Raw genomic sequence first — 15,360 nt, 5'->3', positions numbered from 1 at the left:
TAAATATACAGACTTACAACTTTTGGTTGGTAATACCATAATGGAAATTTATCATTCATTTTAGAAAATACTATAGTCCATTATATCAATCAAAAACATACGAATGTGGTACAAATATCAGCGTAGCAAATGAATTCAAAGATCAATTATCTCTCACATTAATAGAAGATTCAGCTGAAATAGATAAAGTTGGAGTTATCTTTCCTGAAGAAGGAATTAGCGAAGAAGGAGAAAAATGCGTTAAAGGCTTATCTTTTAACACTTACGGAATTAAACAATCAGTTAATACTCCTTCAGTTGAACATTTAGATAAAAGAAAATTACAAAAGAATATTGATAATAATAGTCTTGCAAATGTGGGCAATAGTTACTTTCAACCAAGAGCAGTGAAAGTTGGTAATGGTGACGTAATTGTAATCGCCCATAACTTAAAGGATCAAACTTTAGTTTCTTGGTACTTAAAGTCAAGCGAGAGCGGAAAATTTAAGGTATTGACTGGAGAAAAAGGTGTTACAGAAAGAAAATTGTTCAATTTTGATAATCAGGGGCAATTGGCATTAAATGGAAACACGATGCTTTATTCGCAAGTGAGCAAAAGGATTACTAAGGAAAATCAAGAGGTGAGAAAAACACGTATTTTTAAATTTGATATGGCTAAAGTGATTCAGGGTCTGAAGGATGGAGTTAATGGCTTTTTACTTGGTAATCGAAAAGGTCAAATAGATAATAAAGCACTATCTCTTTCTAGAGAACATGAAATAAGCTTTTTGCAGTATGTTGAACAAACGGAAGGAAATGATCTAGTTGCTTTTCTTGAAAATGACCAATCAGCTAATGAGCAGAGGTTACATATAGCAACTCTACTTAAAAATGGATCAGTGTCAGATTTTCCTATCTATCAATTTACAGATCCTATAGAGCAATTATATATTAAAGGCAACGGTCAGGGTGGTTTTATCGTAACTGCGGTAAGTGGAGAAAATATTGTAACTTTTAATCAAAACGGCTCTGGAAAATCTTCTGAAGCAACAATAATACCGGCAAATAGCATCAAAACTCTCAGTGATTTTGTTAATATCATTAACGGTCGATTAACGCCAGATATTATTTCTAGTAGTACCGTGGCTCCTATAACTGTTGCAGAAACGGTTGTGACTTCTAAGAAAACGCCGACTGCTGCAATTACTAGCACAGCAGAAACCGACGCTGTGAAGACTACTAAATTGACAACGGAAGCCGTTGCACCTACTTCTACAATAAGTAAACCTTCAACGGAGTCAACGACAGTAGCAAAAACAACTACTACTTCACAAGCGACCACGGTTGCTACAACGTCAACTAGTGTGCCGATAGTAACTTCAGGGACTGAGACAAGTACTGTAAAACCTACAGCAGCGACTGGTGCGTCGACTTCTACGATGAGTAAACCTTCAACAGAGTCAACGACTCAAACAAGTACAGTAACAGTGAAGCCAACAACAGAAGCCGTTGCACCTACTTCTACAACGAATAAACCTTCAACAGAGTCAACGACTCAAACAAGCACAGTAACAGTGGAACCAACTGCGCCAACAACAAGCTCAGAGAAAACTACACAAACAGTATTTAGTATACCAAGTACTAGAACAAAAGAGTCAACAACTCCTATATTCACCACGACTTTACTTCCTCAGTCTACTTCTTCACCACAACCTACTCAACTTGCTATAGGGTCTAATAAGGCAGGAATGATAGGGGGATCTTTGGTTGGAGCAATAGGTATTGTTGGAATTATAGGATTCATAGCATATAGATATGTTAAGGGTCGTAATGCTGCTCCTGTATTAGAACTAACTGATTTGGGTTATAGAAGGCGATCATCTTCAAGTAGCGATGAAGAAATTTTTACCACTGGTAACAGAATGCGAACTATATATCAATCTGAAACAGTGCTAAATAGTATATCAGTAGAAAGTAGTAGTCGATCAAGAAGTAGCTCATCGTCTTCAAGCGGTGGACCAGGCTCTTGACTAACTGAAGCGGAGTCTAAAAGTGAAAAAAGCTTATCTTGGGATAGTGATGATGTGCCGGAATATCACCTTTAGCTATTTGTCTAAATGTTTTTAATATGTAGACTGTTAGGAAATTGTCTTTTGCTTTTGTGATTTTCATGTTAAAGTATAATTCCTAGGTGAAATAAGTAGCTGCTGTTGTGTGATAAACATAGCAGAGGAAAGTCCGGGCTCCAAGGAAAAATAGTGACGGGTAATGCCCGCCGGAGGTAACTCCAGTTATAGGGCTACAGAAAATTACCGCCTAAAATATTTTTAGGTAAGGGTGAAAAGGTGTGGTAAGAGCACACCATGGCAATGGCAACATTGGTAGTCGAGTAACCAACACTAGGAGCAAGATTAAATAGAAGTAGATTTTATGTTTTCCTCATATCTACTCGGGTAAATCGCATGCGGTAAATGGTAACATTTACTCCAGATAAATAGCTACATAAACAGAACTCGGCTTATATTTCACCTAGGCGTTCACATGATACGTGCGATATAAGCCATGCTATATTTAAATGTGTAGGCATTTCATGCGTTGTCCTTCACTTGTTCTGCTTGATAGCCATCACTACTTTCGCCTACATTAACATTAGAATATTCATCATCATCAATATACTCTTTCAGAACATACCCTCTGCCCCAAACGGTTTCTATGTGGCTTTTTCCATCATTTGCACTTTCAAGTTTCTTACGTAATTTGCACATAAAAACATCAACTATCTTGTTATCTGAAGGTTCATCCAAGCCATTGTAAAGATGATTTAAGAACATTTCTTTTGTTAGTACTGTTCCTTTACGCAGTGCTAGCAATTCTATCATAGAATACTCTTTATTAGTAAGGTGAACCGTTTTACCTTTCACCTCAACAACCCTGTGATCAAAATTGATATTTATATTACCAATCTTTATCACCGATTCAGGATGGCCTTTAGTACGACGCACTATGGCCTTAATTCGAGCTAATAACTCGCTTTTATGAAATGGCTTGGTTAAGTAATCATCGGCACCATACCCGAGTCCTTTAGCTTTGTGATTGACAGCGGATATGCATGAAAGTATTAAGACAGGAACTTTGATTTTTGCACTTCTTAGTCTTAACAATATATCATATCCGTCAATATCACCAGGTAAGTGTATATCTAAAATAACTAGGTCATAGTAATCTCCGTTTGAGGAAACCATATTATTGTTATAATCTTGTGCAGAAGTAACAACGTCACAGAAGTGTCCATCAGAAGTTAAGGCGTTAACTACAGTCTTTGCACTTACTTGATCATCTTCAATTAATAATATACGCATATTTTACACCCCATAAATAATTTATAATTTTAGTAATATATATAACTAAGGAAAGTAATAAATCAAATTTTTATTAACAAATGATCAAAATTACACTTATTAATTAATAGTAAATATATTGTTCCAAAGTTATATAAATAGATCTAAAATATAATAGACATACCATGATAGTAATAATATTTTTAGTAAATATTGAATTAAAGTTACTATTATTAAAAGAATACTTCGGTTAATAAATATTTAACTATTCTATATGTCTGTGTTATATTTTTAATTTACTTATCCTACTATTTTAAAGTATAAGTAATATTTTCAGGAATATTGTGTGGCAATATCAATTTTAGGTGCTGGTGCATGGGGTACAGCAATCGCAATTTCATTAGGTAGTAAGAAAGATGTGATTTTGTGGACTCACAATGAAACTACATTTGAATCAATCAACGGGAAAAGAGAAAGTGACAAGCTACCCGGTTGTCGAATTTCTGATAATGTGTCAGTAAAATTGGCTATTGAAGACATAATTAATGCTTCAGTAACAATCCTCGCTGTTCCCACTCAGTCTCTGAGGAAGGTATGTCAGCAATTGCATAATTGTAATCTGAAAAAAGATGTAGCAATAATTTTAGCTTGTAAGGGAATAGAAAAGTCTACATTAAAATTACCTAGTGAAATAGTAAATGAAATTTTACCTAACAATCCTATTGCTATTTTTTCAGGTCCTAGCTTTGCTGTAGAAGTTGCAAGAAAATTACCCTATTCAATGGTTCTTGCATGCCAAAATAACACATTAGGTTCAAAGCTAGTATCAGAGCTGCAACAAGAAAATGTTAAATTGGAGTTTAGTAACGACATTATAGGAGTACAGATTTGTGCAGCGTTAAAGAACGTTTTTGCTATAGCGTGTGGGATTGTTCTAGGTAGTAAACTTGGGTTTAATGCTCATGCAGCATTGATTACGAAAAGTATGAGCGAAATTAAGGCTTTATACTCAGCAAAAATTGGTGACGGTAGTGTGGATATAAATACACTACTTGGGCCAGCATGTCTGGGTGACCTAATTATGACATGCACATCCTTGAATTCAAGAAACTTATCTTTTGGGTTTAAAATAGGTAATAGTGACAATGGCTTTAATGTTCAGCAGATTTTGTCAGAAGGCAAGTCAGTGATTGAAGGTTTTAGCACTGCTGAGTCCATATTTAATTTAGCAGGAAAGCTAAAGATAAAAATGCCTATATGTGAAGCGGTCTATAGATTATTGTATGAAAGCGCCTCTATAGAGGATACTCTTTCTGTTCTTATAAGTTAATTTTGTATTTGGATATATTGTGAAATTTTTATATAAATTAATATCAACGTGGTGGCTGTCTGGAACAGTAAAAAAAATGCCAGGTACTGTGGGTAGTTTGGCTTCTTTTCCGCTTGTTCCTGTAATCCTGAGCAACAAAATTTTAGGTGCAGCAATTATTTCTTTTTTATTCTTAATTGGATTATGGTCTACAGGTAATTATATAAAACATTACAAGACTTCATGTGATCCAAAAGAGGTAGTAATTGACGAAGTGGTTGGTCAATTGCTGACGATACTTTTAGTTTCGATATTGTTAAGCCAAGAGATGAATTGTTCTTCATTGTTGTTGTGCTTTTTTTCTTTTAGGTTTTTTGATATAATAAAAACGTGGCCTATAAATTTAATCGATAAAAATACCAAAGGTCCTTTAGGTATTATGCTAGATGACGTTATAGCTGCAATTTTAGCCTGTGTTCTTATAGGAGCCTTTTATTGTTTATTGTTGGTGTATGCAGGATAAAAAAATTTATTATTCAAGCTTAATTGTTCAAAATCTAAAGGATTATATACTGTACACAGCGAATTTATCTGAGTGGGAAGTACACGATGAATTTGATAACATCATATTTACAATAAATGGTACCAGGGAGTCATTATTTAATTTTGTGTTCTGTGGAGATCAATGTACCGAGCTTTCTATACAAAAAACTCTAGATTATCTCAGAACAAGAGATATAGAAGCAACATGGGTAATAAATTCACATATGAAAATAAGAGAGATTTTAGAAAAGTGTGAAATAAAACACGTTAGCACACCAAAAAAAGCTTTACTTAATATGAAAAATTACTTTTTACCTGCTGATGTTATTCCAAACTTGAGGTTAAATGCTGTGAATGGTAGCAACCTCTTAGAACAGTTAGATCTACACACTTCTAAAATTTTTTATCATGGCGTTGGAATTGTCAGCACATTTTTTCGCGGATTATCAAATTATGATGATAAGAACTCAAGATTAAGATTTTTTCTTGTAACACTAAATAATGAAATTATTGGGACATGCGGTCTTTATGTTCAAGATAGCGTAGCTGGTTTTTATAGTGATGGAGTTTTACCAATTTACAGGAATCGTGGAATAGGTACCCAAATGGTTTTAGAAAGAATAAAGATAGCTAAACAGCTTGAATGCAAATATATAGTAGCACATTGTATGAAATCTTCTGTGAACCTTTATAAGAGATTGGGCTTTCAAATGTTAGGCAATCTTTACTTATATACCTCTTCAGCATAATTCTGAGCGGTTACAAATTTTTACATTTGTTTTAAAAGTGCTATGTTTTTTTTGTATGAAGTGGTTTTAATATTGATTCTAATATTATTCTTTCTCTCTTATTCTAAATTAAAAATTAGTAATAAGATTAAGAACTTACAGCATCAAAATGTTATCATAAATAATTTAATTGATACTGTGAATGATGGGTTTTATATTTGGGATGCAAAAAAACGTATAGAAAAGTTCTCTCCCAATTTACTAATTTTGCTTAATACTGTTTTTTACTCATTTAATGAGTTTGTGAATTTTTTTGAGCAATCAGAAAGCTTAATCAAAAATTTTGTTGAGGCAAAGGAAATAAATAAATCTTTTACTCTAGATTTAAAGTCAAAAGACAGTGAGGTTTATTGCATATGTTACGGTAGAAGCATAATAGATGATTCTAACAATGTGATAGGTGTGCTGTTATGGATAAGGAATGTCTCAGACTGTAAGATAAAGGCTAACGGACTTGAGTTAGAAAATAGTAAGCTTACACAGGAAGTGGAGAGCTATAAAAACGTTTTCAACTCTTTACCGTTTCCAATACTAAGATATAACAAGAGTAGAAAGGTGGAATTTTATAACTTGTTTTATGATAAATATGTAGATGGTTCTAAGAAATTTGCTATTACCGGTAGCGCTCATAGCACAAAACCAGGAAGACATGTCATAACTTATAAGAACGAACCTAAGGTTTTCGATTTTGTTAAAATTCCAATACAAGGTTCTGGTAGCATAGTAATGTATGGGAAAGATGTTAGTGATGCAGAGAAATTATATACTGAATTAAACAGTTATTTAGCTACACAGAAAAATTTGCTTGAGAGGTTACCGGTTGCTATAGTAATATATAGTAAGAATCAAAAGCTAAAATTTTATAATAATGCTTTTATAAAAACCTTTCAATTTGACCCAAAATTTTTGGCATCTTACCCAACTTATCACGAAGTTATGCTTTACCTCTTCGAATCTAAAAAGCTTTTAGAAAAAGAGGATTTTCAAACTATTAGTAACCAAAGACATGAGTTGTTCAAAAAATTATTTGAATCGTACGATGATACGATGCACTTCACAAACGGAAAAGCGTTCAGGGTATTAACAATACCCTACGCTTCGGAAGGTTTGCTGTTCTCTTACGAAGAATGCAAAAGATAATACTTAAACTCCTTCTCTCTCTACCATGAGCTGTTTTACTTTCGCTATTGCTCTTGCTGGATTAAGTCCTTTAGGACAAGTTTTTGTGCAATTCATTATTGTATGACAACGATACAACTTGAATGGGTCGTTTAAAACATCAAGTCTTTCACCTGTCTTATTATCACGGCTGTCAGCAATCCATCTGTAAGCTTGTAATAGTATTGCTGGTCCTAAAAATTTATCACTATTCCACCAGTAGCTTGGGCAACCAGTCGAACAGCAAGCACATAATATACAGTCGGACAAGCCATCTAATTTTTTTCTATCTTCAGAAGATTGAGAGTATTCTTTATTTGGTAGGGCAGGCTTATCTGCTTGTAACCAAGGTTTAATTGATTTGTATTGCTCATAAAATTGGCTCAAATCCGAGACTAGGTCCTTTATTACATACATGTGAGGTAATGGATATATTTTTACGTCACCTTTTATATCATGTATAGATCTAGTACATGCAAGAGTATTGGTTCCGTCAATATTCATGGCACAAGATCCACATATGCCTTCTCTACAAGAACGTCTGAAAGTTAAAGTCGAATCTATTTCATCCTTTATTTTTATTAATGCATCAAGTACCATAGGGCCACAACTATCCATATCAATAAAAAATGTGTCTATTCTAGGGTTTTTCTCGTCATCAGCAGACCAACGGTAAATTTGAAATCTTCTGATGTTTTTTGCTCTAGCAGGAATAGGATAAATTTTGCCCTTTTGATTAATTTTAGAATTCTTTGGCAAAGAAAACTGAACCATATCACTTACCTTTTATTGTTTATAGCTAAAACCCTTTGTAGATAACATATTTTATTATCATCTACTATATTTTTATTAAATTCCTTTTAAATCGCACACATATTGTAGCCAAGCGAAGCTAAAATCTCTCTTTCTAGATTTTTCATTATAATTTCTTCATCTTTTTTTTGGTGATCATAACCAAGTAAATGCAGTAATCCATGCACTAACATGTGTGCAATGTGAGCAAGAATGGGTATATAATACTCATGCGATTCTCTTTTTATTGTGTCTATTGAAATTGCTATGTCTCCTAAATCGCACTCATTAGACAATTGTTCATACGGAAATGATAGTACGTTAGTTGGCTTATCCATTTCTCTAAATTTTAAATTAAGTTGATGTAGCAAGTCATCATCAGCCAGAGCTATTGATATATTTGGTTTATAGTGGTCTATTTTTAATTCTTTTAGAGAAGCATTGATGACACCTAATACAAAATTTTTAGGATTTTCTATAATGCTGCACCATTTCTTGTCAAGAATATTTACTTCTAACATGAGTGACACATCAGTAAGGGTGTCATGCAAATAGCTGACACTGGAATCCAAAAAAGAAGAGTTATAGACCCTTGTGTCATGTACACAACTGTACGAATATTGTACACTAGAAGGATGTCATCCCAGTGCCTAGACACTGGGATCCAGGAATTTTGATTAGACATCAAGTTAGTGAATATAAAAGTAGCTAATCTTATATTAAAACACAACGGCTTTAATGTGGTTGCATTAAGGCTGGATTCCAGTGTCAAGCACTGGAATGACACCTTTGTGTTTGATGCAAAATCGGCTATAACGTTTAATGCACTGCCTTCGAGACAAATATTCATACAGCTGTGCGTTGTGTGCTGAGATGACATCATTTAGGAACTGAAATGACAGGTATTACACATCACTCATCCTTATTATTTCATTCCATTCAATTTCCGAAACTGGGGCAATTGATAAACGTGGTTGTTTTAATATAGTCATATTTTTCAAAAGTGGGTTTTGTTTTATATTATTTAACGTTACTTGGTTATTTAAAGGTTTCAAAAACTTTACATTCACTAATCCGAACTTGGGATCATTAACATGATAATACTCTTTAAATACTTCAACGATTCCAAGTATTGCTTTCTCTTTACCTGTATGATAAAAAAACGCAAGATCGCTTGCTTTCATAATTTTCATGTAATTTTGAGCTTGGTAATTGCGCACACCATCCCACTCAACTACCTGATCCTTTTCCATTTTTTGCCATGAGTATTCACTTGGCTCTGACTTGAGTAGCCAAAATTGCATTATTTTTTTCTTCTTAAGTAAGCTGGTATATCATAGATATTGCTGCCCCACTTAGCTCCTTCGCTTACCTGTTCAGCTGGTTTTGTTTCCAGTGTTTTGTCTTGCGTACTTTCACTTTGACTATATGGCCACTTAAATTTCTCTTTCTCTGAGTCTTCGCTCTGACTTATAGGTGAAGTTTCTGATTTATTATTGCGACCATCAATGCCAGTTGCAAGAACAGAAACTCTAACTCTTCCCTCCATCGCTTGATCAAAAGTAGCACCAAATATTATATTTGCATTTTCATCTACTTCTTCACGCACTCTATTGGCTGCAGCATCAACTTCAAACAGAGTCATATCTCCGCCACCAGTAATGTTAATTAATATTCCTTGCGCACCTTTCATTGATACATTGTCAAGCAATGGATTGGATATTGCAGCTTCTGCAGCACTAATTGCTCTATCTTCTCCTTCTGCCTCTCCGGTGCCAATCATCGCTTTGCCCATCTCGCTCATTACTGTTTCTATATCAGCGAAGTCAAGATTAATAAGCCCTGGCATGACCATCAAGTCAGTTACTCCTCTGATGCCAATATGCAGAACATTGTCAGCAAGTTTAAATGCATCAGAAAATGTAGTTTTTTCATTTGCAATTCTAAATAAATTCTGATTTGGAATGACAATAAGTGTATCCACGTATTTTTGCAGTTCTTCAAGTCCAAGCTCTGCAATGCGCATACGGCGCACACCTTCAAAACCGAACGGTTTAGTTACAACTCCAACAGTCAATATCTTTTTTTCTTTTGGCGCTCTATCCTTAACTGCGGCTCTTGCTTCTCTGGCTGCTTTTGCAATTACCGGTGCAGCACCGGTTCCAGTACCACCGCCCATTCCTGCTGTGATGAAAAGCATATGACTATCTTTTATATGCTCCATAATCTCATCAATTGATTCTTCTGCTGCACCTTTGCCAACATCAGGCAAAGCACCAGCACCAAGACCCTTAGTTAAATTAATGCCAAGCTGAATTTTTTTATCACATAACGACTTTTCTAGTGCTTGAGCGTCGGTATTTGCGACAACAAAATTCACTCCTTGCAAATTAGATTGGATCATGTTATTCACAGCATTTCCACCAGCACCACCCACTCCCACAACGGTAATCCTTGGGTGTAATATAGGTAACTCCGGCAGACTAAGATCAATAGACATTTAAATTACTCAAATTTAGCGAATTCACTTGATAATAAGTTACTGCTTTTTTAATAATATGCAAATACTTTTCACTTCTATAGGCGTAAACAGTAAACGGGATTTACTTATTCTTAATAACATTTAAAATAACAGATAATAACTTTATATTTTTAGAAGGTATCATTCTACTGATGCAAAAAAATAGAAAATGTTTATAAAAAGGGACAGAGACTATCCCTTTTTATTCTGTTTAAGCTACTTTATTATGCTTTTGCTGGTACCAATCCAACTGCTACCGCAACATCATTCAAGGATGTTGATACATCACTAACAATAAATTTTAGCTTATCATTATCAATTTTAGGCTTATCACCATCTTTTTCACAGACCTTAAGAATCTCTTCTTTCACTGCATCAATTTGATTTGCCTTACTACTATTCTTATATGCATACACAGGTGCAGCTATTAAAGCCGCCACCGCAGCAACAACTATCAAACTAGCAACTAGCGGATGAGCAACTGCAAATGTAGACATTGCAGTAATAGCAGGACTAACGAGTGTTGCAGCTTTTGTTCCAACTGTACCAACGAAAGCCGCATAAGCTGGGCTCAAAAAATAAGCAGCTGTAAGCGAAATTGCTGCTGCAATTGCTACAAAAGTCGCGGCCGTTTTGTATGGATTTTCTTTTACAAGATTCCAACCTTGCACAGGAACTTCTTTAGTTGCTGACCAAAGGCCCTCTTGACTATATTTCTGTTTTATTACTTCAATTCTTGCCATAACTCTACTCCTTAAATAGAATATTAAAATTTCATTAAGAATAATATATAGTAAAAAAAAGCTGCCTGTCAAGTAATTTAATTTATTAGTATAATCTGATTCTGTAATTCAGCGCTTCAGCAATGTGTGCTCTTTTTACTTTTTCAGTTTTTGCAAGATCTGCAATGGTTCTTGCAACTTTTAATACACGTGTATAGCCTCGATTGGAAATGTAATTTTCTTTCAGTACGTATTTTAGCAATTCTAACCCTGCCTGATCTGGTTCAGTAAATTTATTAAATGCTTCACCGCTTACTTCTGCGTTACAACGAACATTCAATTTACTATAACGCTCAGTTTGAATTTTTCTCGCTGCTATCACCCTTCCTCTTATGATTTTAGTACTTTCTCCCTCCACAGAGATTTCAGGAGAGAGTATGCTAACGTTTGGCATTTCAATGCATATGTCTATTCTATCAAGCAATGGGCCTGATATTTTGTTTTTGTAATCTGTGCCACACTTTGGAGCTTTGTTGCACGATCTGCTTGCATCACCTAAATAACCGCACCTGCAAGGGTTCATTGCAGCAATCAGTTGAAAATTTGCAGGGTAGGTTATGTGAGCATTTGCCCTTGCAACGGTAACTTTTCTATCTTCAAGTGGTTGGCGCAGAGAATCAAGCACAAGTCTTGGAAATTCTGGCAACTCATCAAGGAATAACACGCCATTGTGAGCCATGGTAATTTCTCCAGGTTTTGCATTCTTTCCTCCCCCTATCATCGCTGGCATAGAGCATGAATGATGAGGTTCACGAAAGGGACGAGTTACTTTGAATATTTCATTACCAGTTTTTGTTATGCTGGAAATAATATTAACATCAATCATCTCCTGTTCGGTCAAATCAGGCAGCAACCCTATAAAGCGTTTAGCAAGCATTGACTTTCCAGTACCGGGAGGTCCAACAAGAAGCATATTATGTCCACCTGCTGCTGCAATTTCAGCTGCTCTTTTTGCAACCACTTGGCCTTTAATATCCTTCATATCGGGAACCAATCTTTTTTCTTTGGGTGCATCACTATGATTAAAAATTACTGGCTGAATTAATTGTTCACCCTTAAAGTGTCTGATAATATCGGTTAATTTCTCTATGGCCAGAATTGAAACATTTTTTACCCATGAAGCTTCTACTCCATTTCCTTTTGGGCAAATTACTCCTTTATTTACCTGTTTTGCATTGATTGCTGTTGGAAGTACTCCTGAGACTGGTATGACTCTGCTGTCTAGTGCAAGCTCACCCATAATGATATAAGACTGAACTTTTTCAACTGGTATCACATTCATTACAACAAGTAGTCCAATAGCAATAGCCAAGTCATAATGACTGCCTTCTTTCAGCAAATCTGCAGGGGAGAGATTAACTGTGATTCTTTTTGGGGGTAATAGCAGATTGATTGAATTTAACGCTGCTCTGATGCGCTCTCTGGATTCCGCAACAGTTTTATCTGGCAAGCCAACAATATTAAAAGCTGGAATACCATTTGCCATGTGGATTTGCGCATTGACACTTACTGTGCTAATTCCCTGAAGCGCAACGGTGTTTATATTTGCAATCATAATATATTATATAAAATTATTAATACAATATATTAAAGAAGTGATGAAGTAAAGGCTACAGCAATTAAAGATAGCTTAACTTAGCAAAAAAGTGCATAGTATCCTATCACTTTGCTGATTATAAAATGTTTATAAGGATAATGACTTTTCTCTTACTATATTCAAGTACGGCTTTTTGTAGTGATTGTAATTTTAATTTACCATACTGTGGGCTCAGTTGTAATCTGGATCTATCATATAGGAATTTAAGTAATATAAAAAAATTATTGAATAATGACGATAAGTTTGTTGCGCTTACGTTTGATGATGGACCGTCTAACAATAGAGTAAACGATATTATTAACGTTCTGGAAAGCTATGAGGCAAAAGTAACGTTTTTTGTGCTTGGTGAACGTATAAATAAAAAAACGTCTGAAATAGTAAAGAAAATTCATGAATCAGGTCATGAGTTAGGCAATCACTCTTGGTCGCATAGGAAATTGACATCGCTTTCAAGTGAGGAACAATTGCAAGAACTAGAAAAGACAAATACAGCAATTAAAAATGCAACAAAACAAGATGTAAAATGGTTTCGCCCACCATATGGATGTCATGACGATAATCTGATTAAAAATACTAGTCAATTGAATATGTATTCAATATTATGGACAGTTGATTCGCTAGATTGGCAAGGTGATAAGCCAGAAACTTTAGTTGAAAGAGTTTTAAGTAATGTACACAATGGAGCAATTGTACTATTTCATGATCACAATAACAGATCAAACACAATTGAAGCTTTACCTCATATTATTAAAATACTAAAAAAATCAGGTTACAAGCTTGTTACCTTAAGTGAGTGGGGAAAAAAGGTTTGTAATGCAGTAAAAGCCAGAAGTATACCAATAGAAGAAGGAGTGTATTTTGAAGGAATTTTATGCGGACAAAAAACAAAGTCTTTAACCGCAGAGCATTTATATTAGGCGGTGTTCAGCTTACCATTTCCGCTATTTTTAGCTATAGGTTATATAATTTACAAATACGAAACAGACAAAAGTATGAAGCACTATCTAATAGTAATAGAATAAGAGTCGCTACTATTATGCCTCAGCGAGGCAAAATTTTAGATAGGAATAGCATTGAACTTGCGGTAAACAAAATTTCGTATGTTGTTTTGTTTGATGGTTCTGGTAAGGAAGTTGATTTGCAGACATTATCAGAAGTCGAGTCTAAAATAGCAAAATCGTCAGAAACAAAAATAACTGCTCTTTATAAACGTTACTACCCGTTTGGGTCGATATGCTCTCATGTACTTGGATATATAAAAAAACAACAAGGCATAAACGAAGTAGGAATCAGCGGTATTGAGTATACATATGATCATATATTGAAAGGCAAGCCAGGAAAATCTGAACAGGAAATAAATTCTAAAAAACGCCTCATAAAAGAATTATCAAGCATACCACAACAAGACGGACAAGATGTACAACTGACAATTGATATTAATCTGCAAGAGAAAACCGCAGAGGTATTTAAAGATCACCAAGGCTCCGCAGTGGTAATTGATGTAAATAATGGAGAAATTTTAGCATTATATAATTCACCTTCTTACGATAATAATCTTTTTGCTAGCAGGCTATCAAATGAGACTTGGGAGAGCTTGAATGCTCCTTCATTGCCGCTCGTGAATCGTGCGTTATCATATCAAATTCCACCTGGTTCAATATTTAAAGTAATAGTTGCGCTTGCAGCTTTAAAAGACGGGATAATAACACCAGAAGAGAAATTCTCGTGCAAGGGCTATATGAAAATAGGTGAGCGGAAATTTCGTTGTCTGAAAAGCAAAGTCCATGGGTATGTATCTTTAAATGAGGCAATGGCATTATCATGCAACACTTACTTTTATAATATAGGGAAAAAAATAAGTGTAGACTCTCTGGTGGAAATGGCCAGAAAATTTGGTATTGGAAGTGGGCCACTGATTGGAACGTTTAAAGAAGAAGCTCCAGGGTTGTTGCCAGATAGAGATTGGCGTACACGAAAGCTATATTCGCAGTGGTATTTAGGTGACACTATCAACTTAGTTATAGGACAAGGGTATATACTTACAACACCACTACAGCTTGCAGTTCTTGCAGCGAGGATTGCAACAGGAAAAGAGGTAATTCCCCGCATTAAGATGAATGAAACGATACAAGATTTTCCCGATATTGATGTGGATTGTGAGCATCTTAGCATAGTTCGAAAAGCTATGTTTGATGTGGTGAATTCTAAAACTGGAACCTATAAGAAAGGGCTAAGCGGTATACAAATTGCCGGTAAAACCGGTACACCAGAGATAAACTCTAAGGGCGAAAGTCATAAGTTATTTATCGCCTATGGCCCTTACCATAACCCGCGCTATGCAATCTCTGTGTTTATAGAACACGGCAAAGCCCCACGCCAAGATGTTGCTATAGCTAATGAAATATTTCAGTATATGCTTGAAACTATGAGTATTAAACTTCTTGCATAACCATATAACGAACTTTTATTGGGAATAGAAACGAAAAAACTTACTTGACACCCTTCGCCAGCGCCCTTATCATGATAGTGAAGCTATTGTATTTGCTTTCGCCA

15 protein-coding genes and 1 other RNA gene are annotated in these 15,360 nt (G+C 35.0%); 8 read left to right on the top strand and 8 right to left on the bottom strand.

The genetic code is table 11. From position 1 onward, the window contains the following. Positions 1–356 precede the first annotated feature (356 nt). Positions 357–2,009 carry a hypothetical protein gene (locus WOCAOBSORBRA_RS02645; protein ID WP_246165608.1) on the top strand — a complete coding sequence of 551 codons (1,653 nt, stop codon included), beginning with the start codon at positions 357–359 and terminating at the stop codon, positions 2,007–2,009. A gap of 157 nt (positions 2,010–2,166) precedes the next feature. Continuing rightward, an RNA gene (rnpB, locus tag WOCAOBSORBRA_RS02640) (RNase P RNA component class A) lies at positions 2,167–2,516 on the top strand. 51 nt (positions 2,517–2,567) lie between these two features. Here rnpB and WOCAOBSORBRA_RS02635 read toward each other — a convergent pair. Continuing rightward, positions 2,568–3,338, bottom strand: coding sequence for a response regulator transcription factor (locus WOCAOBSORBRA_RS02635; RefSeq protein ID WP_010962797.1), 771 nt, complete (start codon positions 3,336–3,338; stop codon positions 2,568–2,570). 325 nt (positions 3,339–3,663) lie between these two features. Between WOCAOBSORBRA_RS02635 and WOCAOBSORBRA_RS02630 the strand changes: the two genes are divergently transcribed. Genes WOCAOBSORBRA_RS02630 through WOCAOBSORBRA_RS02615 form a run of 4 tightly spaced genes read left to right on the top strand, consistent with a single transcriptional unit; the run spans position 3,664 to position 7,097 of the window. Next, the gene (locus WOCAOBSORBRA_RS02630; RefSeq protein WP_010962796.1) at positions 3,664–4,647 is read left to right on the top strand and encodes an NAD(P)H-dependent glycerol-3-phosphate dehydrogenase; all 984 of its coding nucleotides are present in this window, start codon (positions 3,664–3,666) and stop codon (positions 4,645–4,647) included. A gap of 19 nt (positions 4,648–4,666) precedes the next feature. Further along, positions 4,667–5,149, top strand: a complete 483-nt coding sequence (locus WOCAOBSORBRA_RS02625; RefSeq protein WP_006279290.1) for a phosphatidylglycerophosphatase A family protein — start codon at positions 4,667–4,669, stop codon at positions 5,147–5,149. Beyond that, positions 5,139–5,918 (top strand): GNAT family N-acetyltransferase, encoded by a 780-nt coding sequence (locus WOCAOBSORBRA_RS02620; RefSeq protein WP_155968998.1) that lies wholly within the window; start codon positions 5,139–5,141, stop codon positions 5,916–5,918. The genes WOCAOBSORBRA_RS02625 and WOCAOBSORBRA_RS02620 overlap by 11 nt, the downstream gene beginning before the upstream one ends. 42 nt (positions 5,919–5,960) lie before the next feature. Continuing rightward, positions 5,961–7,097: a hypothetical protein gene (locus WOCAOBSORBRA_RS02615; protein ID WP_010962793.1), complete on the top strand. Its 1,137-nt coding sequence runs from the start codon at positions 5,961–5,963 to the stop codon at positions 7,095–7,097. A 3-nt stretch (positions 7,098–7,100) separates the two neighbouring features. On the opposite strand, the gene WOCAOBSORBRA_RS02610 is transcribed toward WOCAOBSORBRA_RS02615, so the two are convergent. The 7 genes from WOCAOBSORBRA_RS02610 to WOCAOBSORBRA_RS02580 form a co-directional block, all read right to left on the bottom strand. Continuing rightward, entirely contained in the window at positions 7,101–7,889 is a 789-nt protein-coding gene (locus WOCAOBSORBRA_RS02610) for a succinate dehydrogenase iron-sulfur subunit (protein ID WP_010082472.1), read from the bottom strand. 86 nt (positions 7,890–7,975) lie between these two features. Further along, positions 7,976–8,428, bottom strand: a complete 453-nt coding sequence (gene ybeY, locus WOCAOBSORBRA_RS02605) for an rRNA maturation RNase YbeY (protein ID WP_010082473.1) — start codon at positions 8,426–8,428, stop codon at positions 7,976–7,978. Continuing rightward, the gene (locus WOCAOBSORBRA_RS02600) at positions 8,422–8,757 is read right to left on the bottom strand and encodes a WPE palindromic element domain-containing protein (RefSeq protein WP_174515860.1); all 336 of its coding nucleotides are present in this window, start codon (positions 8,755–8,757) and stop codon (positions 8,422–8,424) included. Before WOCAOBSORBRA_RS02600 ends, ybeY begins: the two co-directional genes overlap by 7 nt. Before the next feature lie 55 nt (positions 8,758–8,812). Then, positions 8,813–9,211: an EVE domain-containing protein gene (locus tag WOCAOBSORBRA_RS02595; RefSeq protein WP_077188253.1), complete on the bottom strand. Its 399-nt coding sequence runs from the start codon at positions 9,209–9,211 to the stop codon at positions 8,813–8,815. Further along, positions 9,211–10,407, bottom strand: a complete 1,197-nt coding sequence (gene ftsZ, locus WOCAOBSORBRA_RS02590; protein ID WP_010962790.1) for a cell division protein FtsZ — start codon at positions 10,405–10,407, stop codon at positions 9,211–9,213. The genes WOCAOBSORBRA_RS02595 and ftsZ overlap by 1 nt, the downstream gene beginning before the upstream one ends. Before the next feature lie 245 nt (positions 10,408–10,652). After that, positions 10,653–11,171, bottom strand: coding sequence for a hypothetical protein (locus WOCAOBSORBRA_RS02585; RefSeq protein ID WP_246165607.1), 519 nt, complete (start codon positions 11,169–11,171; stop codon positions 10,653–10,655). Between the two features lie 85 nt (positions 11,172–11,256). Continuing rightward, a complete protein-coding gene (locus WOCAOBSORBRA_RS02580) occupies positions 11,257–12,765 on the bottom strand; it encodes a YifB family Mg chelatase-like AAA ATPase (RefSeq protein ID WP_174515859.1) in 1,509 nt (502 codons plus the stop codon). Positions 12,766–12,890: 125 nt separating this feature from the next. On the opposite strand from WOCAOBSORBRA_RS02580, the gene WOCAOBSORBRA_RS02575 reads away from it, so the two are divergent. Then, positions 12,891–13,724, top strand: a complete 834-nt coding sequence (locus WOCAOBSORBRA_RS02575; RefSeq protein ID WP_174515858.1) for a polysaccharide deacetylase family protein — start codon at positions 12,891–12,893, stop codon at positions 13,722–13,724. After that, complete coding sequence (locus tag WOCAOBSORBRA_RS02570; protein ID WP_174515857.1) at positions 13,679–15,256, top strand: penicillin-binding transpeptidase domain-containing protein; 1,578 nt, start codon at positions 13,679–13,681, stop codon at positions 15,254–15,256. The genes WOCAOBSORBRA_RS02575 and WOCAOBSORBRA_RS02570 overlap by 46 nt, the downstream gene beginning before the upstream one ends. The last annotated feature ends 104 nt before the right edge of the window (positions 15,257–15,360 follow it).

It is taken from the genome of Wolbachia endosymbiont of Cardiocondyla obscurior (genome assembly GCF_902713635.1).
Taxonomy (GTDB): domain Bacteria; phylum Pseudomonadota; class Alphaproteobacteria; order Rickettsiales; family Anaplasmataceae; genus Wolbachia; species Wolbachia pipientis.
Note: the sequence above shows the minus strand (reverse complement) of the source record. Positions and strands in the feature narration are given on the sequence as shown.

Excerpts from the sequence above, each read along its gene's own strand:
- WOCAOBSORBRA_RS02575 (WP_174515858.1), top strand. The coding sequence starts at position 12,891 with ATGTTTATAAGGATAATGACTTTTCTCTTACTATATTCAAGTACGGCT.
- WOCAOBSORBRA_RS02580 (WP_174515859.1), bottom strand. The coding sequence starts at position 12,765 with ATGATTGCAAATATAAACACCGTTGCGCTTCAGGGAATTAGCACAGTA.
- ftsZ (WP_010962790.1), bottom strand. The coding sequence starts at position 10,407 with ATGTCTATTGATCTTAGTCTGCCGGAGTTACCTATATTACACCCAAGG.
- WOCAOBSORBRA_RS02635 (WP_010962797.1), bottom strand. The coding sequence starts at position 3,338 with ATGCGTATATTATTAATTGAAGATGATCAAGTAAGTGCAAAGACTGTA.
- WOCAOBSORBRA_RS02620 (WP_155968998.1), top strand. The coding sequence starts at position 5,139 with ATGCAGGATAAAAAAATTTATTATTCAAGCTTAATTGTTCAAAATCTA.
- WOCAOBSORBRA_RS02570 (WP_174515857.1), top strand. The coding sequence starts at position 13,679 with ATGCGGACAAAAAACAAAGTCTTTAACCGCAGAGCATTTATATTAGGC.
- WOCAOBSORBRA_RS02615 (WP_010962793.1), top strand. The coding sequence starts at position 5,961 with ATGTTTTTTTTGTATGAAGTGGTTTTAATATTGATTCTAATATTATTC.
- WOCAOBSORBRA_RS02610 (WP_010082472.1), bottom strand. The coding sequence starts at position 7,889 with ATGGTTCAGTTTTCTTTGCCAAAGAATTCTAAAATTAATCAAAAGGGC.
- WOCAOBSORBRA_RS02600 (WP_174515860.1), bottom strand. The coding sequence starts at position 8,757 with ATGAATATTTGTCTCGAAGGCAGTGCATTAAACGTTATAGCCGATTTT.
- WOCAOBSORBRA_RS02595 (WP_077188253.1), bottom strand. The coding sequence starts at position 9,211 with ATGCAATTTTGGCTACTCAAGTCAGAGCCAAGTGAATACTCATGGCAA.
- ybeY (WP_010082473.1), bottom strand. The coding sequence starts at position 8,428 with ATGTTAGAAGTAAATATTCTTGACAAGAAATGGTGCAGCATTATAGAA.
- WOCAOBSORBRA_RS02585 (WP_246165607.1), bottom strand. The coding sequence starts at position 11,171 with ATGGCAAGAATTGAAGTAATAAAACAGAAATATAGTCAAGAGGGCCTT.